Origin of the sequence: Nostoc sp. DedQUE12b, from assembly GCF_034530835.1 — a bacterium.
In the GTDB taxonomy this organism is placed as follows: Bacteria; Cyanobacteriota; Cyanobacteriia; order Cyanobacteriales; family Nostocaceae; genus Nostoc.
Genome location: NZ_JAVRCI010000002.1, coordinates 212,982 through 239,288, shown reverse-complemented (window position 1 = coordinate 239,288; position 26,307 = coordinate 212,982). Strand labels below are relative to the sequence as shown.

At 41.3% G+C, this 26,307-nt stretch carries 15 protein-coding genes; 3 read left to right on the top strand and 12 right to left on the bottom strand.

The genetic code is table 11. The annotated features are described in order from the left end of the window. Positions 1-82: 82 nt before the first annotated feature. From RMY16_RS01910 to RMY16_RS01880, 7 genes are all read right to left on the bottom strand, one after another. Positions 83-1,150: a tyrosine-type recombinase/integrase gene (locus tag RMY16_RS01910; RefSeq protein ID WP_322734938.1), complete on the bottom strand. Its 1,068-nt coding sequence runs from the start codon at positions 1,148-1,150 to the stop codon at positions 83-85. A gap of 832 nt (positions 1,151-1,982) precedes the next feature. Continuing rightward, positions 1,983-3,188 carry an AIPR family protein gene (locus tag RMY16_RS01905; protein WP_322734937.1) on the bottom strand — a complete coding sequence of 402 codons (1,206 nt, stop codon included), beginning with the start codon at positions 3,186-3,188 and terminating at the stop codon, positions 1,983-1,985. Between the two features lie 245 nt (positions 3,189-3,433). Beyond that, the gene (locus tag RMY16_RS01900) at positions 3,434-8,005 is read right to left on the bottom strand and encodes a DUF1998 domain-containing protein (protein WP_322734936.1); all 4,572 of its coding nucleotides are present in this window, start codon (positions 8,003-8,005) and stop codon (positions 3,434-3,436) included. Between the two features lie 122 nt (positions 8,006-8,127). Further along, positions 8,128-9,789: a DEAD/DEAH box helicase gene (locus RMY16_RS01895; RefSeq protein ID WP_322734935.1), complete on the bottom strand. Its 1,662-nt coding sequence runs from the start codon at positions 9,787-9,789 to the stop codon at positions 8,128-8,130. Beyond that, entirely contained in the window at positions 9,786-10,709 is a 924-nt protein-coding gene (locus tag RMY16_RS01890; RefSeq protein WP_322734934.1) for a hypothetical protein, read from the bottom strand. The genes RMY16_RS01895 and RMY16_RS01890 overlap by 4 nt, the downstream gene beginning before the upstream one ends. A 4-nt stretch (positions 10,710-10,713) precedes the next feature. After that, positions 10,714-12,660, bottom strand: a complete 1,947-nt coding sequence (locus RMY16_RS01885; protein WP_322734933.1) for a hypothetical protein — start codon at positions 12,658-12,660, stop codon at positions 10,714-10,716. After that, entirely contained in the window at positions 12,636-13,616 is a 981-nt protein-coding gene (locus tag RMY16_RS01880) for a hypothetical protein (RefSeq protein ID WP_322734932.1), read from the bottom strand. The genes RMY16_RS01885 and RMY16_RS01880 overlap by 25 nt, the downstream gene beginning before the upstream one ends. Before the next feature lie 469 nt (positions 13,617-14,085). Between RMY16_RS01880 and RMY16_RS01875 the strand changes: the two genes are divergently transcribed. Further along, on the top strand, positions 14,086-15,261 hold the full coding sequence (locus tag RMY16_RS01875) for a WYL domain-containing protein (protein ID WP_322734931.1): 1,176 nt from the start codon (positions 14,086-14,088) through the stop codon (positions 15,259-15,261). A gap of 91 nt (positions 15,262-15,352) precedes the next feature. Here RMY16_RS01875 and RMY16_RS01870 read toward each other — a convergent pair whose 3' ends face one another. The 5 genes from RMY16_RS01870 to RMY16_RS01850 all read right to left on the bottom strand — a co-directional run bounded on the left by RMY16_RS01870 (position 15,353) and on the right by RMY16_RS01850 (position 24,247). Continuing rightward, positions 15,353-18,589: a DEAD/DEAH box helicase gene (locus tag RMY16_RS01870; RefSeq protein ID WP_322734930.1), complete on the bottom strand. Its 3,237-nt coding sequence runs from the start codon at positions 18,587-18,589 to the stop codon at positions 15,353-15,355. A gap of 225 nt (positions 18,590-18,814) precedes the next feature. Continuing rightward, on the bottom strand, positions 18,815-20,965 hold the full coding sequence (locus tag RMY16_RS01865) for a caspase family protein (RefSeq protein WP_322734929.1): 2,151 nt from the start codon (positions 20,963-20,965) through the stop codon (positions 18,815-18,817). A 49-nt stretch (positions 20,966-21,014) separates the two neighbouring features. Further along, positions 21,015-22,334 carry a DNA cytosine methyltransferase gene (locus tag RMY16_RS01860; protein ID WP_322734928.1) on the bottom strand — a complete coding sequence of 440 codons (1,320 nt, stop codon included), beginning with the start codon at positions 22,332-22,334 and terminating at the stop codon, positions 21,015-21,017. Positions 22,335-22,382: 48 nt separating this feature from the next. Then, positions 22,383-23,597, bottom strand: coding sequence for a hypothetical protein (locus tag RMY16_RS01855; protein WP_322734927.1), 1,215 nt, complete (start codon positions 23,595-23,597; stop codon positions 22,383-22,385). A 62-nt stretch (positions 23,598-23,659) separates the two neighbouring features. Beyond that, positions 23,660-24,247, bottom strand: a complete 588-nt coding sequence (locus RMY16_RS01850) for a hypothetical protein (RefSeq protein ID WP_322734926.1) — start codon at positions 24,245-24,247, stop codon at positions 23,660-23,662. A gap of 233 nt (positions 24,248-24,480) precedes the next feature. Between RMY16_RS01850 and RMY16_RS01845 the strand changes: the two genes are divergently transcribed. Both RMY16_RS01845 and RMY16_RS01840 read left to right on the top strand, forming a co-directional pair. Then, the gene (locus tag RMY16_RS01845) at positions 24,481-25,491 is read left to right on the top strand and encodes a hypothetical protein (protein ID WP_322734925.1); all 1,011 of its coding nucleotides are present in this window, start codon (positions 24,481-24,483) and stop codon (positions 25,489-25,491) included. Between the two features lie 20 nt (positions 25,492-25,511). Then, positions 25,512-26,306, top strand: a complete 795-nt coding sequence (locus RMY16_RS01840) for a hypothetical protein (RefSeq protein ID WP_322734924.1) — start codon at positions 25,512-25,514, stop codon at positions 26,304-26,306. Position 26,307: the final 1 nt, after the last annotated feature.

Below are 26,307 nucleotides of genomic sequence, written 5' to 3'. Positions count from 1 at the left end.
CGTTCACATTTCTGGGCTAGTGGCGCGATGGGTTACGTAGCGATCGCCGCTAATTTCTAATCGGGGCATGTCTCACAAAGCCTCAGCGATATCGTTTGAGGTTAAGAGAGCTAGCTTCATCTTCACCCACGTGTAGATAGTTGTCTATCGTGATTTTCCCTGACGAGTGGCCCAGCGTTTTAGTGATGATGTGAATAGGCGTGTTTTTAGCAGCATGGGTAGCGTGGCTGTGCCGTAACCAGTGTGGGGAGGGGATGCGACTTAACCCTGCTACTTCGGCAATGGATTTGATGATGCGGCGGATGTGGCGATCGCAAATGGGTTCACCCGTTTTTTGGCTTGTGAAAAGCGGCTCGGTTTTGTCTTTAGCATGTTGTCGATTAGCCAAAAGGTATTGGTAAAGTTCTATTGGTATGGGAACATCGCGCTCCTTGTCTCCTTTGCCTACCACTTTAATGTAAGGTAGCCCGGACTGATTTGAATGCATGGTAGCCCAGGTTAAACCACTCTCACCTACCCGAATAGCACCGTAGTAAAAAAGCTCCAGAATTAGTTGGTTGCGTTGCGCTTGTATCTTTTTGTGAGGAGTGGGGGCTTGTTCTACAACTTGTGCAGCTGCATCGAATAGGATTTCAATCTCAGTCTCAGTCAGGGTGCGCTCCTTAATCTTTTTGCGCTCCGGAGGTACTTTCAACAACATTGCAGGGTTGGCCCGCAAGTAGCCTACATCGCAAGCGTAGCGCAGAAAGCTTTTAAGGGAAGCAAGGCGACGGCGGACGGAAGCACGAGCAATTTCCCCTGTTTTCTCTTTTTTAAGTAGGTGGGCTTTGTAATTGTCCACATCTTCTTTGGTGGTGGTGTGCAGGTTTAAATTATCTAAGTCTGGATAGTCAATGCCTAGTCGCCACTGAACAAAGTGCATCACGTCATTTCGGTATGCTCGCACAGTTTGCTCTGACTCCCTACTGGTGAGCCAACTAGAAAACAGTTCGCTGGTAGTTTCCGCCCCAGTGATTTTGGGTGTGCCAGTTGCCTGTACCACCGCTTCGACTGTTGCTTTGATCACCGCTAGTTGTTCCGGTGATAACTGAGCGATCGCCACCCCTAATTCTTCTGTATCTACACCTGCGTCTGTACGTGATAACGTCATCACACAGCCTCAAAATAATACGCGGGATGAAGCGGGTTTATCCGCCCGAAAAAAATGTCCGATAACGTTTGTTCCCAGACATTTTTAGTCTCATTCTACTCCCCCTTGCTACTCTACTCACTACTAACAAAAAGGGTTTTGCCAAATTAATTGAAATGTTAACTTGTGTGAACGCACGAGTCGGTTTTCTGATACTCAAGAGCAAGGGTCTTCATCAGGCTTAGTATCTAAAACTACTCTTGGAATAGACATTCTGAAATTAATTCAACGCCCGTGTTTGTTCCGGAAGCTGATGCTGTTATAGCAAGGGACTGGGGACTGGGTGAGAAGTCTTTTTGTGTCTAAGTTTTATCATCTGTTAATGTCCTGACCACCAAGGCTTGTGCTATAGCTTCTTCCCAAACCGCCGCAGATGAACGGGAGCAACTGTTTAGGAGCGCGATGGGCTTACGCCCCGCCTTCTTGCGATGGCGTAACCGCCCTTTCCGGTGGCGATGATTTCCGGTCGGTCGGAGACCATCGCACCAATAAGGTGCAGATAATTCTCATGAAAGCGCAATTTACCTACCTTGGTACGCCGTAAAATCCATCGTGTCAAGTCTAATTTGTTATTTAAATCCGGAAATCCTTTTCTAGTAAAGGCTACAGGTTTTAGGGGTAGACGGTAATTGCCAACCCACAGAACCTGTATTTTTAAAATCCCTTGCGCTGCGATGGCACAAAGCGCCTACGGTGGGCGATCGCAACACAATTAAGCTTTGCCTAGAGACTGGTATTCTAGAAAATGCCCATAATCTCTTCCTAGATGACAATTAATTGTTAAGTGGACATTTTAGCTTGGTGTGAGTGTTAATTCTTCATGCTTGCTGGAATTGACAATTTTCACCAAATGCTGGTTTAAATAACTTTGGGCCGAAATGTACAGACTTTCCCAAATTTCTGAGTTGCGACAAATTTTAGTCCCCACTGTATTTCCTGCTGTTTTCTCCGATATCAAGTATTTACGGTAATAGTTAACCCACAGGTGTTGGAGAAAGTTTTCGGCGAATTCGTCAAAAGGAATAATCCAGTTATAGTCTTGGTCTAGGAATACCCGATAGGATGCAATTATGGGTAGTGCCAGGTCGGTTGGCGCACCAAACCCAAACGAGTACTTGCTGTCGGGGAGAAGGGTACTTTTGCGTGTATCAATTGATGCTAAGTCGTTCACACCCTTTCTTCTGGGGTTGCTGATATGTTCTTGGATTATTTCGTACAGTCTTTGCTCAATCCACAGAGCTTTGGGAAGTAGAGGCAATAGAAGAGTTAATCTTTCCCTCTCAGTGTCTGTGATTTGGCTTGGGGTATTCGTACCTGTAGGGTGCTTGCTTCGTTTATTGCCGTCGGGATTGTATCTATTTCTGTCGAGGCAGTTGATCAGCTTGAACAAGTGGTTAACATTACACTGGGCATTTCTAGGAGCGCCACTTTGGTTTTGGTAATAGGCTATTCTAAATTTTCTATCTTCTGCTCTTTCTAACTGGGCTAAATACTGCTTGATAAATTTGTAATCTCCCCTGGCGTTGACTTTGGAGCGAGAATCCACTGGCGATGTGGTATTTGAGGCGAGGGCTATATCTTTAGCTTCCTCTTCCTGGAGGCCGATGTGGATGGTAACTTTGACTCTGGCTTGGGTTAGGTCATATTTGTAATTTTTAGCACTCTCAAACGCTAAAACTGTGTGACCTCCGTTGATAATGCCATCGCTACCCCCCTCGTTAGCTTCTAAGACTTCTAGCTCCAGTTCGGTTTTGTTTTTGCTAGGTTTAACTTTATTCGCTGACAGAACTATTCCACTGTGACGAGAGAAGAATTTTTCTGGTTGAGTCGTCACAGAGTCAAAGATTTGTCGGTATGTCGCACTTTTGCGGTTAGGTTCTCGGATGTTGGGTTCTAGGGGTAAGTCTGTCGGGAAGCCGTCCACATGGGCGGTGGCGATGATGCAATTGGGGTTTGCATGGAAATAGTTGTCTACTTTAATAATCCAGTTTTTCGGCATGGGTGGTTTCTGCATCTTAGCGATACATTCTCAATTATTCTTCTCGTGGGAAGAAGCTCGCGCTTAAAGATTATATTTCGTAATTTATGTCTAAAATTGTTGCAGTTGACTGGCAACGTCTAAACAACTTGCGGCAGTCCCCATCCGAACGCGGCTCCCTACTCCCTTGCCTTCAGAGCGATGGGATATTTTTTTATTTGGAAATCCCGTATTGTGCAACGCCCATTCTTCGCCATCCTTAAATTTTAAATGGTTTTCTCAACTACTACATAAGTAGTAAATTTAACACGATATTTTCCGCGCTCTCTTGCTAAAAAGGTCATCCCGATGTCAAAAATCACTTGATAATGCAATCCGTCTTGTCGGTAGATTTCCAGAACGCGACCGTGAGGAATAAGGTGACTCCATTGTTTGAAATCAACTGAGCGTTTAACTCGAATCGACAAATTATTTTCATTCGGTTGGAGTTGAACAAATATTTTTTTAAGCTCTTTCTCTATGGTAAAAGCGTTCTTAGCATCCTTATATTCGGCTGTGAGAATTTCTACATGAGATTGAGTATCAAATCCACCCCATTTTAATAATTCAACTAAAATGGAAGCCCCTTCTTCCCTCAGATAGCGATCGCGATACACAACTTTCGTCACCTCGCTTCCAGATAAAGCAGCCTCTAATCTCAGTTTATTTCTAAGTTCTGACATGCTGAAGTCGCCGCGCCATTCCTTCTCAGAAGGGTTTAAGAAGATTACAGTTGTGTTTATATCTTCTAACTCAGATGCTTGAACAAGTCTTGCTTCCTGGCGTAATTTTTCTAACCGACTAAAAACTGTTTTAACACCTTCTGGGCTTCGGGTTTGAAACCATGTTGATGGTTCATTGTTTGAGAATTGCTGCAATGACAGTGCAATACGATTACTTTGGTTGCTATTGAAACAAAGAGTTGGGACATCCTGATGTAAATTTTCAGCACAAACCTGGTAAAGTTTTACTAAACCTTGGTCTATCAACTGTTGTAAGCGTTTTCGCCAAACCTTGAGGTGATTTCTTTGGTCTAAAGAAGCATCTGAAAGTGTATTGGGGTCTGGCAAATGGTTTACTATTAATTCAAGTGGCTTATTAATCGGTCTCATAGAGTAAACTGCATCTGTAAGCAGATTTAACCAAGGCAAATTTGAACCTTTATTTAAACCAAACTCATCGGTTAGTTTGGGTAAATAAATTAAAGTATCTGGTGCAGCTGCTCGGCAAACTGCTGGTAAGATATCTGCGATGAGAGACAAACTTATTCTGTTAGAGTTGGGAGCAAATTTTTGTAATTCTTCATCTGGACTGACTTGCTCAACTATCGGTCTAAGAAAATCTGCCACTAAATGACGGTTAAATTGGTTGTGAAATGGCTGATTTGAGTAAGTTTGCAAACAGTCATAACAACTAGTTGCACAGTTGCATGATGAAACTATTTTTAATGCTGTCTTTAAAACTTCATCAAAGCGTTCGGCAACGCGACGGCTGTATCCTGCCCCTCCAGGCACATTGTCATAAATAATAATGTTAGCGCGTTTGTCCGAACGAGGCGTAAACAGCCCATCTAATTCTGTACGCGGTACGTCAATTACTTGGGCTGCTGCTGCTAACAATGCATAGGTGAGAGAACGCCAAAATTCTAAACCTCGGTTGCGATTTTTTGTATTGGTAAAAATTTCGCCGTCATCTTCACGTTCTCCGTCTTCGCCGAACAGGGGTGTGGGTTCAGTTTTGGAGTCAAAGACAATTTTTAGTAAATCGCTACAAAATTCATGTCCCAAATGCATCAATGTATAGCGGCCAGAACATGGTTTTCCTGTTCTGGGATGAGTATGAGGAATTTGCGATGATTGTTGGCTAGTTGCAGAGTTTTTATTGGCTCCTTTTTTACCTCGGCTTTTTTTCGGTTCTCCTTTGGGTAATAAATCGCTCAAATCGCGTCCACAGGTAGTACAAATTGCAAATCCTTTTCTATCAAACCCTTTGTCTTTACCATAGGAACCTTGATTAGCTAAAAAGAAATTTCCACCTTTACTAACAGTAAGAGTATACAAACCCAATTGTGGTGGTAAGGTTTCTGATAAATCCCCATCATCATTTATTAAGAAAATCTGAGATACTGGTTGACGCTGCGGTTTGATATAGGGAGTGACTTCTGGAAGCTTTTCCCAATCAGTTGTAAATGCTTTAGGAACCTTGTAAAGTTTCATTTTTTTAGCCGCAGGTGAGGATGGCTCATCACAGCAGACGGGACAGGATTCTACTAGTTCATCTCCCGTATTAGCATCTAAAAAATGATTGCAATTTTGGCAAACCCAATAGAACTTTTGTTCTAATTCTGTTGGTTTAAGAATGCCAACACTTTTGTACATTCGGTCATCTACTATTATTTCTTGATCTGGAGCATATTCACCAAGAGCAAGTCGGCGATCGCGTTCTAGTCGATGTTTTCCTTGTGCGGAATTATACTCATTGCTTTCCCCGGTCAAAAGGCGAACTACGTCAATAGGAAAACCATAAATTGGTAGGATACTGGCTTGCGCTAGTTCGTTGTGTAGGCGACGAGAGCCAATTTTATCAAGTTCGCGCTTTGTCCCAGCAATAAGTCTGGCTATTTTCTCTAAATTTTTTGTTTCAGATGGATCGGTAATGCGGTTTCGTAGTTCAAGCATATCTTCCGCTAAACTATTCCAATCTTGAAGTTGCTGCTCTTGAAAATCTTCAATCCCATCTTTAAAGCCTCTCAGCACTATAGCTGCTTGACTTTCGGAGCTACCTAACCGAGTTAGCCACTGCACGGCTAGCTCTGCTGCTTCATCGCTATTTAGCCATTGTTGTAACTTACAAATCTTGGCTTCAGCAGTAGGAGTGAAATTTTCAGAGGAAGCAGGATTTTCTAGTGGTAAATCCAAAAACTCTGCTATTTTTATTTCTTCTGCACTGAGATTCCAGTTTTTTCGTAAAAATGCAGCTAGTAACTCAGCATGAATGTGACGCTGCTGTATTTGGAAGTTAGCAGAATCAAGCTTGGGAATTTGATTGCTACCAGCAATTAACTCTTTTGGTTGCTCAAAATAAAAGCGGTCGTGGGGACGACGTTGCCCATACATTAAAGTAATAGCTACACCATCTGTGCGTCGTCCAGCGCGTCCGGCTCGTTGCTGGTAGTTGCTAACATGGGGAGGGAAATTGCGAAGAACCACCGCTTGCAACTCACCAATATCTACACCCATTTCTAAGGTTGTCGAACAACTGAGCATATTGATGCGACCTTGGCGAAAACGATTTTCGCGTTTTTCTAGTTCAGCAACACCTAGCTGTGCTGTATGTTCTTGCGATCGCAGTGGCAAGGGTAAGCGTTGTTTAATTAAATACTGCTGGTAATGTTCGGCAGAGGTTTGTTCAATTTTTTCAGGTGTGTAAGACTCAAGAGTACCACCACATTTATAAGCTGAACATCTTTGAACACTAAGTTTTCCAAGAGTGATTTTTGATAAACTTGGAACATGAAAAATCTGCTGGCAGCAATTACATTTATACCAATCTTGCCGCGTCTCAAAAATATTTAACAGTCCCCAGTTGAGTTGAAATCCCTTTTTAGCTGAAACAAGTAAGCCAAAGTCTTGAAGTTGCCGGAAAAGCCATATAAAATCTTCTTTACTAGGAAGTTCCTCTTCGCCAAATATTTGTAAGAAGTACCAACCCAAGCGATTTGGTGGTTTTCTCACCTTTCCTTGTTTCCAAGGCATAAAAGAGGGAGAGTCTTTATATTTTTTTGTGTCATCATCTGATTTTTCTAGAAATAGGTAATTTTTAGACTTACCCTGAGCATCTATCATTTCGGGACGGCGACCATCGCCTCCGGTTTCTTGAAAGTAGCTGGATGAGCCTTCAATGCTAACAATTCCTGTGCGACGGATGATGTCAGTAATAACTGTCAATAAAATCTGCGCCTCATCATTGCTGATTTCAAATTTACCAGCAACTGACTCTATTAAATGCTTCTCCAATTCTATATGACAAGTTAACAATGCAAATGCTTCTAAGGTTAAACGACGGTTAAAATAAAGAGCAAATTCCTTAACTAATATTTCCTTAGCTCGTTTCTGAGCTAAATCTTCCGCATCTATTTTATTTTTTCTATCTTTAGGTTCCTCTTCTGGATCGTTAGGACGGTAGCTTTTATAATTTACATCAGATTTTCGATCAGGGTGAGGAATATAAAATTCTAAAAATTCTGCTTTCAGTTGGTTAATTAATTGATTAACAGATGTAATACCTTCAGCATTTTTTATCTGATTAAATGCTTGCCAAAGCATCTGTCGATATAGCATTTCGGTATGGGTACGTTGATAGTCAGAGGCAAAAAAGGCTGCATCTTGACGACCATCGGAAAAGGTAAGTATTTTCCGCTTTGAAGAGTTTTTATCAGTCTTTTCTGTTTCTGGTAGTAGTTCAAAGAGACTATCAAGCATCGCCTCTAATGGGCCATCTGTATAAGTCACAAATCGATTAATTGCTAGAGTAGTGCGCCCAGTTCCAGCACCACAAGCAGCACATCTGTTTAAATAACAACCGCCTTCATCTCCGTCATTTTTTTTGCGATGCCATGCTAAAACAAATTCATTTTCTGGTGTTACTTTGTTTGTAAACGCTTCATCTGAAAGTTTACCAATCCAGCCATGCTTCTGAAGTTCAAATTTAAAAGTTTTTAGTGTTGTTGATTCTTGTTCCTCTTCATCTTCACCCATTTCCTCTTCTTCTGTTACACTGTCTAAATTGCCAGAAGTCAAAGTGTAAATCTTGGTATTATCCTTTAATGCTTGAATTGATCTGGGTAGAGATTCTAGTTCTCCCGAATCTTGACGTTGAGTAAATACATAACCCTGACCGCATTGAGAACAACTGCCCAATTCTAATACAGGCGAACCACAGCATTCACAGGTTTTTTCTCATTCAAATAAAGTTGCCCATATCGTACTTCACGGTCTGAATAAATTGGGTCGTGCGCTGCTCCCGAACATTTGGGATTAATACAGGCATAAAGTCCCTCTAAACTGCGAAATAAAAGATGCAATCTCACAGGAAGTAAAGGTAAATCATCTGGATTTGCACGAGCGAGAGTACCTATTTGCAGCAAATGAGCTAGTGCAACTTCTGCATCTGTATCATCAACGCTACCATCTAATTTAATTGGCAGATTTACACCCCATAATTCTGTAGAGCGAACTATTTCTTTCCAAGGTTTAGGTTCGCGACAAAGTATATTAATCAGTCTATGTATTAAGGGATGCCCCTTGAGAGCAAACCAGAGGAATTTGTGGATATCGCTATCAGCTTGCGACTCAGCTAATTTTAGTTGTTGTTCGGGTACAATAGCGCTCAGTGGGTCAAACCAAGAACTAATTGAAGAACCTTGTTGTGGTAATTCAATAATACTTAAATATTGTATAATTTCTTCATTAGTAAGTGCAGCAGGTAGAGTATAAGGTTTGCCTAATCGGTCTTTAGCATTGAGACGCTGACCGCGAATTACTTGACTAAAAGTTTCACCAAAAAACTCTCCTGCAAATGCGATAACTTTATCATCAACCGAAGCATCTCCTAAGCTAGCACTGGTAGCGATGCAGCGAATTTTACCTTTTTGTTCCACACCTACGGAAGCTTTAAAACGCTCTAATAGCATGGAAACTTCACTACCCTTAGCACCATCATAGGTGTGAGCTTCATCTACTACTAACATTTTGAAAGTATTTACTGAAGCCTCAAAAATTTTTTCTCGCTCCTTGGGCCGAATCAACATATGCTCCAGCATGGAGTAGTTGGTAATTAAAATATGGGGTGGTGCTTCCCACATTTCTTCTCTTGAGAGTAATTGCACTTGGCTAGTTTTTTCAATAGCTTTATCAATTAATTCCTCATCTTTTATAGATTTTATTTCAGCCGAGGTAAATAATTGCCGCAGTTCCTCTGGATCGTAAGCTGCAAATTCTTCTCTTAATGACTCTATTGCTTTACCTCTGTCCTTTTCGGTGCGACTGGTGTAGAATCCAAATTTGATTTTGGTTGTCGTCTTTTGGCGACATAATAATTGCCGCAGACGTTTAACTTGGTCATTTACCAGAGCGTTCATCGGGTATAAAATTAGCACACGCACTCCAGCGATCGATAAATTATCTCCTTCTTTCAGTAGCATATCGAGCATGGGTGTCAGGAAACACTCAGTTTTTCCCGAACCTGTACCAGTCGCAACGACTATATTTTGCTGTTGTTCCACAACTGCGCGGATAGCTTTTTCTTGATGTTCGTACAACCGACGGCTACTAGGTATAAATAGTGTTGCCATATCAGGGTGTAAAACCCCTTGTTCGACCAAATCATTGATACTAAGACTTGATTTATACGGCTGGGAACCTTCGAGGTAAGGATGTTGCCAAAGGTTTCCAGGTTGCTCTAATAATTGCTTAAAACCGTAGCGGAGATGGGGGTCACGTAGGGGGTAAGCTGTAAGTAAATAGCGAATAAAGTCTGCACGGGGTTGTTCAACTGCTGCGATTGGATCTAGATATTTAGTCATACTAATTTAGCTCCTAAACGTTTAAATGCTTCTTTTACAAGTGGCCAGTTTTTTGATTGAAAATTTCGAGTTCTGTATTCTTCTCCAGGCTCAGAAATATGCCATAACCACCGTGCATAGGTACTGGGAAGATAGACACCTTGCAAATTTAACTTTCCTGGAGGTTCATCCCAAATTATTTTTAAAGGACATCCCATTTGTTTGTCCTGGTAGAACATGGCTAAAATAGCTAAATCTGGCTCTAATTCATAAAAATTTTGGTCTTCAAACCACAGATATTCACCTGTGGGTAAGTGCAATATATCTTCATTTTTGATACTTTCGCGGCTCGGATTGCGCCAACGCTCTTTCTGCGCTTCATTACAGGGTACGTATCGCTGAATATAGCTTCCATTTTGCCAATTTTTGATAGAAAAAGGGTCTTCTGTCCAAGTTGAACGCAACTCCGATTTCAAGGGTTTTCTTGGGATTGGGAAATTTTCAATACTATCTGAAATAGTCAGCAAACGAATACCAACTTGATGAAGGCGATTTTTAATCCTATGAAATTGATTACTTTGAGGGCGTAATACTAAAGGATTTGGAGGGTTTTGTTGACTTTCTAGGACTTGATGAGCCAGAGTCAAATAAGCGCGATCGCCCCGAAATAGCAAACTTGTTAAATCTTCTTTATTCTGGGTTAAAACCATCGGAGGAGCAATGCAGTAATGGTTTCGCGTTCCTGCTAATATTTCACCTTCTGCTTGCAATTCATTTAGGGTATTTTGAATTGTATCTGTTAGGTTTTCTTGATATTCGTTGGGAGAAAGACTTGAAACTAGCAGCGAAATAATCTGATGCTTTGTTAAAGGCTGTGGAATTGTCTGATTATCGGAATGACGATGATTGCTGAGTAGTCGAGTAATTTTTTCGGCAAACATGATTTTATGATATTAATATTTTTTGAGCCTCATTTGAGGTTAAAGGCTGAGTTTGTTGAATGTATTCTAGAGGTATATAGCTGTTAATATTATTTATATTTTTGTATTTCAATACTAGAATATCATTGTAAACAGGTTGTTTAGGAAGATGAATACTTAAATTTCCTTTCTGCCGATGATTCTTTTCAATGTTTATTTCTATTTGTTTAAAAACAAAATTACGTTTTTTAGGGTTTGTTAAACTTATTAATAACCAATTTTCTTTAATAGCTGCTACATGAATAGTATCCGCTCCTTTTGATATTGTTACTTTTTGCGTACTTGCCGGACTTTTCAACTTGACTTTTAGATTTTCAACAATAGCTTGGAGTTTCTCTGTAAGAGAACTAATCTGCAACCATTCTGGAAGATAGCAGGGTAAGTTTTTCAGGCTATCAATAGCTGTTTGTAATAAATAAGGGTCATAGTCATATTTATTGGCAGATTTCACAAAATCACTAACAGATTCATTATCTAGAATGGTGTAGCAGTAATCTGCCAAATCTTCATTTTCTAAAGTTTCATCCGGTAAATCATTTTGATTGCTATTACACCACCAACCAAGGTTATGTCGTAGTTTACGTGAGCCTAATATCTGAATGTTATAAATTCCAGGTTGCAATTTTAACGGAACATTAATTTTATCTTCATTTGACGAAACTGGGTAAATTTTAATTTCTACTGGCGAATTTTCAGGTAAGAGTAAATTCCAGCATGAAAGAGAATAAAGTTCGTTAGGTGATAAACCAGATATTTGAACTGCTTGATTATCCCAAGTGCAGCTAATTACCAGGGAAGCAACTTCCATTTCTGTTAAACGTTGTGTTTCCCCACCTATCCTCTGGAAATCTAAAGCATACCAATTAGAATCAGGAGATAATAAATTATAGAAAGATGCCAAGTTTATGTGTAAATTACCCAATGAATCTGCTTGACACTGAGAAGATACAGTTTCCTGCCTATCATATAAAGATAAACTGATAATTTCTAGAGGTAAAAGACCTTTCATTTTAATTTCTTCTGCCCAAAAAGTATCAGCAGAACCATTAGGAATAGGTAATTTTTCTACCTGTCCTTGCGAACTGCTACTAATTAGTAAATTTTTAATCTCTGGCTTGCTAGCCATCTGATAGTTAGACTGAGTTTCAAACTTATATGACCAGCGATGAAATTGATTCCAAAAGCGGGCTTCATATTTCCCTGATTCAATAATCCATTTATCGAGAGGAATTGCTTGCCATTTATCGCTTGGTTGTATTATTTCAGTTGTAGTAATAATTGTTTTTTGATGGGTGATATTTTCGATAGAAACATTTAAGGATATTTGTCCTTCAATAGGCGGATACCAGAACGTGGGAATTTCTAGATAAACAGATTTTTTACCCTTGAGCTTCAGTCCTCTTAAACTTGGTTGTTCCTCAAAAGAAACTTTCCAGCTAATCGTTGGGAATGTAGTAATCTCTTCATCGGAGAAAGCTATGAAGGCAATTGATGATTCTTTCGTTGTCAGTGTAAGCTGTTTACCTTGCCAGCCTCTAATACTAGATGGTACACAAGTATCTACAATTTCAATACCATTACTAAAGTCTAGACAAACGCCTTTAGGAGTAAAGAAAATAATTTCTTTGGCTCCCCTGATGCTAGGATTAGCAGAGTCTAAATTTAAGTGTTCGCCTGTCCCCGCATCGAATATTAGACAAGGCAGATTCCTGGCTACACCCTCAAGCTTCCACTCATTTAAGCAATTTTTTCGATGATCTAAGAGTTGCCATTCCCATACTTCAGCCCCATTTTTGATATTTACAACTTGTTCGGGAATCATTAATCCTGGATTATTGGGAATAGTACCTTCCCAATGTGCTGCTGGAATTTGGCAGAAAGTACCACTTAAGCGTTCCCAACTTTCTTCCAAAGGCTTTGTTCTGGCAGCACTAGCTGCATATTCAATGATTCAGTAACATCTAAAACCAGTGATAGAGGCTTTTGGCGACGACTAATTATTTTACGGCTATTACCAAAACGACGCTGTTTAGGAGTTAAAACCTGAATTAAACTGTTCCAGTCCCTCAAGAAAAAATTGTTTGGTAAGTAATAGTTTCTCAGCAGCTTTTCGCGCTCATTGTCATCTTTCAGCGTTTCAGGTAATGTTCCTTGACGTTCAAGTTCAACAGCAATAATAGCAATGCCTTGAAGTAACTGCCCGGATATTGGTTCAACTTCCTCGTTTTCTTTCTGCGGGCAACTAGATTTAAGAAAATGAATTAGAGTAGTCCATTGAGGATGCTTTTCGTGACAAAAATCAAACAGTTCTTCAGAAATATCTTCACATGAGCTATGGGCAATTTCCCACCATCCATATTCATTTGAGAATTCCTGAACTAAGTGGGCAAAATGATTGAGGTTTTGTTGAGGAATACCACTTTGCAGCCATAAGGTTGATACATAGGGATACCCTCCTTTAGCTTTGACAAGACCAAGTAGGTCAAACCCTTCACCAACGATCCGACGTAGTGTCTTCTCTAAACTTTGATTACACGAAAGTTTTAACCTTTGACAAAAACCATACCAAAATTTTTCTTCAACGCTTGAATAATAATATGCATACTCAGATAGAGCAAAGGTTAGAATTTTCAGCCAGTTCTGCTCAGGTTCATCGAATCTTTCATATAACTTATTATAAGTAACTGTACTTAGGTTGCTCAAGTTATAGCCTACAACATCTAAAACTTGGTCTGTGGCTTTTTGACTAATCTGAACGCTACCCAAAAATCGCTGTTTATCTGGACGATTATAATGAGACCAATGTGACGAAATTGTTTGCCAAAGATGTTGCGTTTGTCTTGGTATAGAGAAGTTAAAAGTAGTCATTGTTTAGTAGATAACTAACTTAGTTAAACTGCGTCGCTAACGCTGGGCTATCGGGCAATCGGAGAAGGGATTTATCCCTTCTGCCTTTTTCCCTCTGCTTTCTTGTTCAATTTTTACTAACCAGACAACCAACAAAGTTCGGTTGCTGCCCTGACAAAAAAGTATCTCTATACTTAAGATTCCCTGCAAAGGGTTTTAAGTAACTATTTTTACACTATATCTACAATTTACGCGGAAAATTATCTATTTAAGATATCGGTCTAGTACTTATGCCGTTTGAGTGCAATGTAGCCTGAATGCCTTGATTTACCTTGTATAAACTGCATAGTAGCAAAAGGGATTTCAAGAAATCCATTAAATCCGAGTATTTATTTGATTATTTAAAATTACCTAAAAAGCAAGACTAGTAGAGCTTTGAGAGGTTAATTTAAGTACTAGTTGAATATTTTCTTTTACTTGACAGGTCAAAATGCCCAAGAAGTCTATTGCTCATCTTTATACTGACCTCCAGGCGTTTGAACGGTTGATGCTACTGATTGCGACTTTTGTGCGTTATCCCGGAGTGGGCGGCAGTGATTTTAATGATTCAATCGATACAAAATCTGGGGGTTATCATGATGCACTTACTGAGGTGTCGGTGCGTTTGCAGGAAGTTGCTCGTGACTGCGGTATTGATTTGCCAGCTTACTCACTACACACGCTGCGAAAAGATTTGCGGACATTGCGTGACTACAATATCCTAGACAACCGCATGTATCGTTGGGGTTATTATCTGGGGACTGGTGCAATGAGTCGGATAGAATTACAGGTTGCGTTCAATGCCTTGAGTTCTCAAGCAAAATATCAACAAGATCCGCAAGTTAACAAAATTTATCAAATATTGATGCGACGATTGCGGGGACTGAACTTAGCAGACCAATTTGCCTATCCAGTGCGGGCGCAAATCAATCGAGCAATTATTTACACTGACCCGCAAGAAATGATGGCTGAAAGTAAGTATCGCGGCACCCTTTTTGAAAAACTAGAACAGCTAGAAAGCGCTATTATTCGGGGCCAGGCAATAGAAATTTACCGCAGTCGTAATGCTTATCAAAAAGGTATTACTGAGTTTTTAAATATTTACCCTTTACAACTTATCTATTCAGATATAGCTTGGTATCTATTGCATGAAGATTGTCAGAATGGACATTTAGCTATCTCAAGGTTGGATAGGTTTACCGAACACTTTAAGTTGCTTGACTCTAAAGGACGGGATTCAACAGAACAATGGCAAAGCCTCCAAGTCGCACATCAACTACTGGAGAATGGCTGGGGGTTATATTTAGGTAAACAAGAAGAACAAAGTTTAGAGCGACAGGGAAAATTAGATTTTGTTAAAGTAACCGTGCGCTTCTTTCCTGATGTTATGGTGTTTATTCAAGAAGGCGAAAAACGCCATAAAAGCCAGAAAATTTCTTTTGGAGCGAAAACTCCAGATGGAAAACCAAGCTATCTAGATTACAGACTCAAACTTCCATCGCGATCTCTGACGGAATTTAGCCGTTGGGTTTATCGCTTTATGGGTAGCGCTCAATTCCTTACACCCAAGGAATTGGTGGAAAAACACAAGCAAGCTGCTCAGGAATTGCTTGCTCGTTATCTTTGAACTATTGGCATCTCCTTTCTTTTCTAGCCCTAATTGATTAAATGCTTGGTTAGAGCGATCGCAAAGGACACTAAGCGGTTAATTTCAGCGGCTAACTTTCAAAAGGTTCAAGAATTGGTGAAAGGAGAGTTGGCTCAAGTTCTTGCTGACGGTGTTGTTCCACAGCCTTTCTCACAATGGCTAGCTTTTCGACATCATGGTTGAGGTGAGGGAGAATATCTGAATCAGACACTGTTTCGATCGCGTCTATATTGCAAAGTCCAGCATTAAGTAATTGCAGATATTCACCCCGTGTCAAACGGGTAGCCACCTGCCTTGCCAAATCAACAGCTGCTGGCGGAACTCCAACATTCAGCCGTATGAGCAAACGAGAAATAGGTTCGTCTAAATCAAGGTTAGGATGCAGTATTCCTGCGACTTGAGCCACAGTAGGTAATAAATCACAGGTTCGTTCAGCAACGTCACGAATTGCTCCTGCTGCTCCACCGGGCGCACCTCCAAACTGTGTAAGAATACTCTCAATTTCAGCTGTTGGTCGATGGGTTACAAATAGAAGACAAGCAACTGCTTTCTTTGCTCTTAAAGTGCTTTGATGCTGAGTGGTAACACCCCGTTCCAGAGCATTCAGTAACAAATGAGGAACACCTTGTCTTAAAAGTTCTTGTTTCCAAACAGTAGGTTCTTTGTTTGTGCTTCTCCAATTGATCGGAAACAAAAGTCGATCCAACTCAACTGTTAACTGTGTTGCAGCCAAAAGCGTTGGTTCAAGAATAGATTCAGGATTGAGTTGGGAGAGGCAGGCGACTAGACGAATGACCGACTCAACCTCAACGCCTGCCTCTCCAGCTAATCGTCCCAAAGGGGTTAGATAATAGAAATTGTTTTCATCTGGCTCAATCAGTCTATGCTGCGACAAACTCTGAAGTGCTGTTATAAGCTGGTTACGATCCCATTTCCATTGGTGGGCAAATTGCATTTGTTGAAATGCACCAAAGCTAGATTCCAAAAACTCAATTAAATCCTCTGCCTGCATTCCTTGCATATGTAACTGCTGGGTTGCTTTTAGCTTGGATAACTTTTGGATTGCAGAAAGAATCCGTAACAGCAGTGCTCGTGGATCTGTATCAGTACTTAAGAAGCGAGAAGTAAGGGATTCTGGATGACCTTTGACGTATTGTGTCCAAAAGTTGTGTACTTGGAGTGGAGCTAAAGCTAAGAGGTAAGACGTTCCTCTTTCTGTCAACTGAAGCCGTCCGGCACGTCCAGCCAAGTTTTTGTACTCTGCTACTGAATAAGGACTAGATCCTTTGTTAGCCAAAGGATGGTTTAGACCAACAATAACAACAGCTTCAGCTGGTGTGTTAATTCCCATTGCCAGAGTGGTTGTAGCCGCAATCACTCGCAAGGTTGTCTTCTTGGCACGAAACCGCTCTTCAACGACTCGTCGTTCTTCTGCGGTAAGTTCGCTAGTATGGAATGCAACGCCAGCTTGCAATGCTAACTTCAAATCGTTTGAAGCTTTCGAGTCGTCGCCAGTTGGTAAAGAATCTAAAGCTATTTGAGCTGATGCCAATCCTAGTTCTCTAGCCAAATAAAGTGCACATCCACGAGCCTCTCCCTTTTTCTCACGGAAAACAAGCACCTGTTTCCCTTCACTAATCAATTTCTGAACCAGTGGAATCACATAGTCCTGGCTAGAATTCTTAATGGGCTGGGGTTGAAAGAGTGGCTCCGTTATCTTTTCTTCACCAGAATCTCCATCAATAAACCGGAAACGCCCATCTGCGAGTAAAATTCCTTCATCCAAAGGAACAGGTCGTTCTTCCCGCCGCAGTAAGCGTGCACCTAGCCAATGTTCCAGCCCATTTGTATTTCCAATAACCGCTGAAAGCGCAATGACTTGAGGCTCAAGCCCTTGTTGTCGTCTCACTCGGAGCAAAGTTAAGATAAACTCTAAATTCACACCCCGCGTTTCATCCGCAATCATCTGCACTTCATCAATTACGACTGTACCAACCAGATTCAGAATATGTGGATTTGTCAAAACAACAGATGCAAATTTCTCATAGGTGAGCAGGCAAATGTCATACTGTCCTTGTAGTAAGGGTGTAATATCGTCTGTTTCCCCTGTAGCTTGCATTGTGATAATGCCAAACGAACCGTAAGATTCATTAAAAGTTCTAAATTTGTCACTAACTAATGCTTTGAGTGGCAATAGGAATAGCGCCCGCTTGCGCTCTAGCACACTTTTCAACGCAGCCAGCTCTCCTATGGTCGTCTTGCCTGAAGAAGTGGGTGCTGACACAACCAGATGCTCTCCTTCTAATACCTTAAATTCATTGATTGCTGCAAGTTGGAGCGCATTGAAGGAGGGAATGACTGTTGCCCAAGTTTGAAGTAAAGTTTCTGGAAAACCATAGGCAGCAAGGCTTTGAAGATCAGATGTGACTTTAGGATGCGATCGTTCTGGAAATGCCGTTCGATACAATGAACCAGGTTTAAAAATAGGTAAAAGTAACTTACCGTCAATTTTGCCCCTTAGTGTGGGATGCTGTGGCTTACCAAGCTGAGTGGATGCGTCAATAACTCGCTGCGTAATGTATTGAAGCATGGGGTAAACAGCGAGTTTGCCAGATTGTTGTACTTCTTCTGCTCCTTGTAGGGCTTCCAATAAATAATGGGTCAGTAAGCCATGCCCAAGTCGTATATTTTCATAGGCTGATTCCGCTGAACCTGATGCCGTCAAAATTATTCGTCCTTCCCCGGACAATTGAGATAGCGCAGCATCAACAGATTCCAAATTGCGTGCCACAGTTTCAACCTGAAATACTTTGGCTTCTACACCACCAGAAAAGCAGCAATCTAAGAAGCAGATGAGCCGACGTGCTGGAATTTGTGCAATTTGCTCAGCTAAAAATTCAAGAGAGATTGATGTGTTATCTAAGTTGTAAGTATCCGTGTCATACGCAACAAGCTGATGAGAATTGGTTCCATGGCCAGAGAACGCGATAACAACAAGATCCTCTTCGTTACAAGTTGCTAGAGCGGCCAAACATTCGAGAATGTCTTGGTAAGTGGCTTGCTGGTCAATCAAAAGCTCGGCTTCACCACCCAGCGTGTCACAGAATAAAGCATGGAGTGCTGTGGCATCACGTTTGGCACAGCTTAACCACGAGATTTTGGATGAGTCGTGGCGATCGATACCAATGAATAATCCTTTGAATCTCATACCCTGACGTTCCGTGCTTGGCAGTTCGTTAAGCTCAGGCTGAAAGGCCATGGCATCGCGTAGGTTGGTAAGTGGATGACAATGTTCAGCAGAACTCACGCTAAGCTCCTAAGAAAGGGTAGGTTAATTTTTAACAGGTATGTAAATGGACAATATAGCAAAAATGCAAGCTGACGATCTTATTCATCAGGGCTTGGAATTTTATCAAAACCATCAGTTTTCTCAAGCACTTCAAACTTTGCAGCAAGCCTTAGACCTGTATCGAGTAATAGGAGATCGTGAATGGGCGTCTAATACGCTTGGTACATTAGGTATTATTTACTATCATTCTTGCAAAACAACATCTTGGTTGGATTGGATAAGTTTAGCGTCTTGAGGGCGTAAAATTGTGATTGCGATCGCCTGCGTCGTCCAATGGTCATTGCTTTCATTAGAAAACGGAATGCCATCGCGAGTATAAATCCGATCCATTAAACGATTTAAAAGTCCCTTGGGAATTATGGTAGAGCGTGTTCTAGTGGCGGGATCTAACCCCTCTTGTTCCAAAAGACTGGCATCAAAGTCAGTTGTATTGACAATCAACTTGAGAATATCCTTGTATTCGGTAATACCTTCCTCCAGATAATCAGGTGGGATAAACAAACCAATCTGCTTACTCACAATCTGTTCATTTGGTGGAATTCTTACACTACTCTGTGCTTCAAAGAATGGCAGATCCACCTTGTAATTTTCTGATAGCAGCAAAACATTACAGTAAAGTGTTTTATTACTATGATTAGTAAGTGTTAGTTGAATGCCTGGAAATTGCCACTCAGTATTGTCATTGTCATAGACATATTCAAGGCGTATGTCTGCAACTGTGGATGTGCTATAAGTAGAATCTGAATCTGGAGTAGTTGCTTGAGTTCCTCGCAAAATCTCAATTTCTAGGGTGATATCGGTAGACCTAATGCTACTATTTGCTGGGCTGGCAAGATCCAAAATGTTCTGCCAACGTGCGATAGCTTCTAGATGTCGAATCACCTGGGAAGCTGACTGGAGTGTGTAATCACCTTGCGGATGAGGTTGGCTTGGAACGGGAGGGATCAAAAGACGATTATTCGCAGGATGGGTGATCCAATACTGCCCACAGTGAGCTAGAAGGTGATAATCAGCAGTTTCCGGCTCTGTTGTTTGACTGAGATATAGTGAAGGGTATTGATTATAATTCCGAGTCTGAAGAGCTTGCGCGGCACGCTCTATTCCAACTGTACTATGAGTATCGCTCTTAAAGTAAATATTCAACCGTTTGAGCGGCAAACTGATAATTACTGCCCAATAGCTTGATTGGTCATCTAATGGTTTTTCGTTATCAATAATTTGGACAACACTATGATTTGACCGTACTTTTGTAATCTTGGCTGTAGCTAAAGGATCTGACAAGTGACGTAAGCGCTCTTCATCGTTGGTTGGAAAGATTGCCACTATAGCTTCTTCCCGCTCAGCAATCTTAGGAACACCGTGTATAACACCTCCATTAATTACCCAGTTATTTTCTTGGTTGTGGGTCAAGACAAAATAAGAGGGACGTTCTTTAATTGCATCTTTACCTAGAAAACTTTGCTTAAGGTCGTCGGGGTTGATTGCCTCTGCTTGAGGTGACTGACCTCGAACTTTACCTGTGACTAACGCATTAATATTCCAGTTTAAATCACGATAAGAAATGTTCCCCTTTGTCTGTTGTAGTGTTTGTAACAAGAAGTAAGAAAACACACCTCTGCGTGACCCATCCTCTGTCAAATATTCCTTAGCTTCCTGATGATCGCGACAGGCTGCGAGGAGGACGTGCTTCCCTTGAGGGAACACCAGACGGTTGGACTTCTGGCCAGCATTGTTAGAAGTGAGTAAATATTCTGCAAATGCTCGATCTTCTGCAAAGATGAAATCGTGCAGCGATCGTACTCGTGCATCTGGCGGTGCAGTACGCACATCCGTAACCAAAACTCCCTCTCGTGTACCAGAACTAGAGTGACAGCAATCTAAAATTACAATAATGTGTGGTTTTCGTTCAGCAAGTTTAGCAATCAAATAAGATAATTCCTTATCAACTAAATCCCAACTACCTGCTGTGCGGCTGTCGTAGCAAACTAGGGTTTCGTTCAAGTGGTCAGGCTCGAGATGCCAGAACTCTTCTGATGCCTTCTCCTGAGAACCGTGACCAGCATAGTAGAAAAGCACAACATCATCAGAACCTGCATTGCATAGATGGTGCTCAAAGCCATCTATAATTGCTTGACGGGTTGCATCTTGATTCAGTAGTATCCATTTTATATCTTGAGGTTTTACTAGTTCATACTCATCCTTATTAATTCGTTCATCTAAGTAATCTCCGATAGCTTCAATATCAGCAACACAGCCTTGTAGAGAGGGTACTGGAGGATAAGAAGCAGGATGATAATTATTAATCCCAACAAGAAGTGCATAAATCTTACGCATAATTTTTTTGTTTACACATGCTTGCGCTTAAAGATGTAGAAAAGGTCAACTAACAATCACTGCATCCCTGAATATTCTTTAGTAGTTTCCGCTCCTTAATAAAGTTAATGTTGATCCTAACATCTGCTCTTTGCTTTCTTTTAGCCAGATGTGGAGGCGATCGCTCTTTGCTGATTTTGCTTAACCTGCTTAAAGACAGTATTTCATTGACAAAAACGAATAGATTCTTAAAATTGCAAGAAATTGGTAAAAATAGGCAGTTTTGCCAATTTTGGCACTTAATCTGATAAGTGATATTGCATTCTAGATGTTCTTTAACTTGCATTCCCACAGCATATGCAAGCAATGGGGGTACCGAATTTCCGATTTCTCTTTGGGCGTGGAGTATTGCCTCGCTGAAATTAAACCAATCGGGGTAGCTGTGCAAGCGAGCAGCTTCTCTTACAGATATAACCCGTGGCTGTTCTGGATGGAGGGGACGTAATGCGGTGCGGTTGCCACTCCCCGCTCTTAACGTCACGCAGAATCCATCCCATTGCAGCTTTTTTGACTTGGATTTAGCTTCTCTCACACCTGGAGGAGTGTTGATGAATTGCTGAATTACCTCTGGTGTATGTGTTGTCGCTGCGAATCCCGTCTCAATGTTAGTTACTATACCAAGATTTGGGAATATTTTTTCAAGATATTTAGCATATTCTCCCTTCACCCAATCTGGATGCCATTCTTGAGTGTTTTGCTTGGGGAGTAGGGGAACTGGCGACAAGTCCGCGATCGCATCTCTAACTGTATGTTGAGGTTGATGCTCCGGCGGTATAATTTCTCCAAACTTAGATGCAACAAAAAACACCCTTTTTCTCGCCTGGGGAACCCCGTAATCTGAAGCGGTGAGGTTCCACTTTGAGAGAAAATAATGTTCTTCTAGCACTGCTTGGAGGGAATCGGTGATGGTGCCAAACTTCTGATTCTCAATCCCCGGCACATTCTCCATGATTGCCGCAAGGGGATTAAGTTCCAACACCAGCCGAACAAACTCCCCTACCAACGAGTTTCTCTCATCTTCAACATTTTGCAGTCCGGCAACACTAAATCCTTGGCATGGTGGGCCACCAAAAACGGTATGAATTTCCCCGTCCCAATTTATGTACTTTGTCTGAATACAGGCGCGTATTTCTTCCCCTGTCACCTCCCGAATGTCTTTGCACAAGACTGTGGCGTGCGGGAAATTATGTTGGTACGATGCTAGGGCGATGGGATTATTATCAATGGCGATCGCTATTTCAAATCCTGCTGCTTTAAATCCCAAGTCAAATCCACCCACCCCGGAGAATAGGCTAACAGCTATTTTTTTGTTTGTTGCTGTTGAGTTCATCGAGATTCTAATTAATGTTAACTTCTTGCACTTGGCTTTAAACACACATTAATTACAATCGGAGTTATGCCTGAGTTTTAAGTCTGCCAACCATCTGTCTAACCGACTATTACTAATTGTTTCTTCTATTAATGGGTAATCTGTAGTAAAGACTTTATATACTCCTCCTGACTCCATCTCATAAAAATTGATAATCAACCCTTCACGCTTGGCATTACTAAGCTTTTTGATTGCCTCTGGAAGCATCTGCCATACAGATTTCCTTTCCGAATCCGAGAGGAGGTTCCAAGCTTCTTCTTTAGCTTGTTGATATTGCCATAGTCCCCAGCGCACTGAGGAATAATCTGAAGCTTTCCGCAATATGTCTGCGAGGACTTCTGCATCAGTTGCTGGGACTTGATTTGTACCGAACATCTCAACAAATGTACTTTCCACTGCCTGAATCTCATCTTCTTCAAAGTCAATGTCCGACTCTTCAGGTTCTTCCAGGTATTCTTCTGTATCCCTTTGCCACAAGGTTTCAAGTTCTCGCTGCATTACCTCAAGGTTTATTGGGTTGACGACACTTTCATCGTTGGCAGGAATCAATTCTTCTATGGTGTTAGTGGGTTGTTCACAAGGGATTAGTTCTTCAAAAGAGCCGATTTCATTCTTGGCTATTTCAGCTTGATGCTTTTCATATAGGTCAGCGATCGCCTTTCTGACAATTCGCTGCGGTGACAGTCCCAATTCCTCTATTAACTTCTCGGTAAACACTCCTGTTTGGTGGTCATCCTCCATAATTTTGCCGAAGGTGTAATATCTATTTCCATCTGGTGTTGCTCGCCAGTTGCCATCTTTTCTTTCTTGATTCATGGCTCTGAGAAATAATCTTCTTTTCTCAATCAGTTCTAACACTAATCCACAAGTCAATCCACCAATAGGAATATCTTTCAATTCATCAATTAGGATTTTGTAGTTCACAGAACATAACCGAAGTAGTAGCGATATTGGTAAAACCGCTAAGTGTTCCGGGCAACTGATAAATGCTTGAAAATTCTCGGCAATTCGGAGCGATCGCCTTTCCTCAGCACTGCCCTTATCCCAACCGTACTCTTCTAATAGTGCGCGATATTCTTTTTTGGTGTAAGTCTGCTTGTACTCGTAGAGTAGGAAAGCCGTATGGAGGTACTCTAGGGTACTTTGCTCTATGTGGGTGGTAGGATTGGAGTCTACCTGATGCTGCTCGACGTATGAATTATTTGCAAAAGTTGTTGTAGTCATGATATTGTATGCGCGGTCTTAATCTCTAAGACCAAGTTTCCTAATTCGACTAGTTAAATAAGTCAGGCCGCTTTTTCCCAATTTTCTGATGATGATTTGGAGATAGCAGCCAAGGCATAGCCCAAGGTGTGCTTGTGAATTTTGGGCATTTTGTGAAACGACATATCCTGACCCCAATCTTGGACTGACTTGGTGCCAATATGTAATACTTGCGTGAGAGTTTTGACACAAGTTGCGCGAAAATTGGCGTGAGACACAGTTTGTAGTACTTGTTGTTCAGTTAACCCTTGAAGGAGTATTTTTTCTAGAAACGTTTGAGCATTTACTTCCAGTGCGCTATATTCTCCTCTCAAGACGCTCTTTAGCTGCTTTGGCACGATTTCGGCAGCGTGAATGTAAGCAAGTGAAACTTTGCAGTAGTTGGGCATCCCGTCAAAGTTGAGGTCACTTCCCCACTTGCGAACTGTTGGTCTTTGTACACCTAAGACTGCACATAGTACAGTGATACATTTTTTGCGGTATTGTGAGTCGGTTTCTTCTTCGAGAAGTTCTGGGGGACTGAGTTCAGCGATATCAAAACAGTGGCGTAGAAATTGTCTTGGTTCTAAGCCTTCTTTGGGCAAGTTTTTGAAGATTTCGCAGTATTTCATATTGGACTCGTGCAGAAATTTTGATTGAAACAGGTGTTTTTCTGCCATCTCAACTTTTTTGTGCTTTTGATTGAAGAATACCAAATCAACTAATTATGTATGTGTTTTATTTACATTTTGTAACTATTTAGCAGTGTAAAAGCAATTATGCACTGCTAAATAGTTACGTTTATTAACGATTTAGCATACAAAGGCTTCAAATATGCTTTGTGGTTCCGATAGACTGAAGTAACATGAGTAAACAACAGCCCGAACAAAACCCGAAGCTACCTCCGAAGCGTGGTCGTCCTGTAGATGCAGAGAAAGACCGCGTGACAGTTCATATTAGTGTTGAAATGCGAGGTCAAATTGAGAAGCTAATACCTGATATGGGTAAAAGCTTGTCAATGGTAGTTAGGAACTTGGTGAATTTGGGTTTAGAGCTTGTTGGTTTATCTCAAAAGGGACTTACTGCTCCTCGGTCAGGTAATTTAGAGGAGTGGCTTGCAAGTTATACGTCTTTGGGAACTGAGCTGCTGATTGCTTGTGAAACTCTAAATTTGTCAGCTCCAAAATCAGGACAAATAGCTATTTGGCTTTTAGACAAAATGGCTTTTGGGTCAAATGACCCTCAAATTATTAATGATGAAGAAGATACTGGTACAAAGCTTTTAGAAAGAATTCGTTTAGGAAAGAAACTGCAAACTTTTAGCTTTGAACAAGGGATAGAATTACCTCAAAATGAGGAATTTGCTACTTGGTTGGGGCAGTTATATGTTAATGCTGCTATTGGACAAGAACTTTCAGCTGCTTGTCAGACGCTGGATTTGCAGTTACCAGAGACAGGAAAACTACAGGAGTGGTTGCAGGATTTGGTGGTGCGTTCGCCCTTGGCGGCTCTTCAAGGAGGATCGCACAGCGTCTCCGCAGTAGAATCGCAATTATCAAACGAGTTATTAGAAGAATGCGATCGACTGGGGATAGAGCCGCCAAAACCTGGTGAGGTTGTAGCGTGGCTACAAAATACCCGCCCTGCGGTATTTGAGCAGTCAATGCACGAACATAGGTTACCTTTTACGGATGATGGTTTGCCTTTAGGGGGGTCGCAACCTTTTTTGGAGCATTTACTTACACTAAATGCACCGCCAACTGAAGATGAGGAGTATGACATTGCTCATAGGTTTGGTGTAGATCCAGCCCATCTTAAGGATTTGATATCCCGCATGAGGTTTGACAAGAACGGACAGACCAATAATTGTCATTAATTTGCTGAGGGGATAAATGCATGGATGCCATTGAAGATTCCTCAACGTTGTGGACTTTACTATGCAAGCCTGGATGGGAAATTAAACCCAACCCAGTAAAGCATCTACTCAAAATTAAAGCTCCTGACTACCAGGAAGCATTAATGCTTTATACCAACTATCGAAAATTTCTAGCAATGTGGGCGGCATCCCTCGATTGTACCTGTGCTTTGATAGGAATTCAGGGGATGCGTGGGTCTGCATTCAAAATTCTTGCAGCAGCGCCAGCATCGCAGCAGAAGTTATACGAAGACTTAATTTTTGCGAGCTTACGAAAGTCGGTTAGTTGTGATTCAGAAAAACTAGTTGATCGGGAATTTGAGAAAGATATCAGCAAGTATTCAGGGTTTTACATTGCCGAAACTTGTTTGCACCCTGAGCTTAAACCAATTGTTGATGAAATATTCTCAAACCCAGACAAGAAACTTGCTTTAACGCGAATGTCTGACAATTTGCAATTAATCGTGTCCGCATCAGCAGCACGGGCGATGAGTTCTGACTCACAAGATGTGGTGCGTCGCCGAACAACTGATTTTTGGCACGCTAGAGACTATGAATGTTTTTTGCGGATGTTCAAGCAAGATGGGGGAGCGGGGTTTGAAATTACTTACCAAGCAACAACCAATCTCCCAAAAATTAATCCTTTGGCACCGTGGGCGCGGTTTACTACAAGCTATCGGTTTTTTGAAATTGATGTTGGCGATCGCACAGAAGTGTACCGTTTGGGCGAAGGTAAAGATATCGCCCTAATCAGTCGTCCCAAGGTTATTTCATAAT

Excerpts from the sequence above, each read along its gene's own strand:
- RMY16_RS01910 (WP_322734938.1), bottom strand. The coding sequence starts at position 1,150 with ATGACGTTATCACGTACAGACGCAGGTGTAGATACAGAAGAATTAGGG.
- RMY16_RS01905 (WP_322734937.1), bottom strand. The coding sequence starts at position 3,188 with ATGCCGAAAAACTGGATTATTAAAGTAGACAACTATTTCCATGCAAAC.
- RMY16_RS01895 (WP_322734935.1), bottom strand. The coding sequence starts at position 9,789 with ATGACTAAATATCTAGATCCAATCGCAGCAGTTGAACAACCCCGTGCA.
- RMY16_RS01890 (WP_322734934.1), bottom strand. The coding sequence starts at position 10,709 with ATGTTTGCCGAAAAAATTACTCGACTACTCAGCAATCATCGTCATTCC.
- RMY16_RS01880 (WP_322734932.1), bottom strand. The coding sequence starts at position 13,616 with ATGACTACTTTTAACTTCTCTATACCAAGACAAACGCAACATCTTTGG.
- RMY16_RS01875 (WP_322734931.1), top strand. The coding sequence starts at position 14,086 with ATGCCCAAGAAGTCTATTGCTCATCTTTATACTGACCTCCAGGCGTTT.
- RMY16_RS01865 (WP_322734929.1), bottom strand. The coding sequence starts at position 20,965 with ATGCGTAAGATTTATGCACTTCTTGTTGGGATTAATAATTATCATCCT.
- RMY16_RS01860 (WP_322734928.1), bottom strand. The coding sequence starts at position 22,334 with ATGAACTCAACAGCAACAAACAAAAAAATAGCTGTTAGCCTATTCTCC.
- RMY16_RS01855 (WP_322734927.1), bottom strand. The coding sequence starts at position 23,597 with ATGACTACAACAACTTTTGCAAATAATTCATACGTCGAGCAGCATCAG.
- RMY16_RS01850 (WP_322734926.1), bottom strand. The coding sequence starts at position 24,247 with ATGAAATACTGCGAAATCTTCAAAAACTTGCCCAAAGAAGGCTTAGAA.
- RMY16_RS01845 (WP_322734925.1), top strand. The coding sequence starts at position 24,481 with ATGAGTAAACAACAGCCCGAACAAAACCCGAAGCTACCTCCGAAGCGT.
- RMY16_RS01840 (WP_322734924.1), top strand. The coding sequence starts at position 25,512 with ATGGATGCCATTGAAGATTCCTCAACGTTGTGGACTTTACTATGCAAG.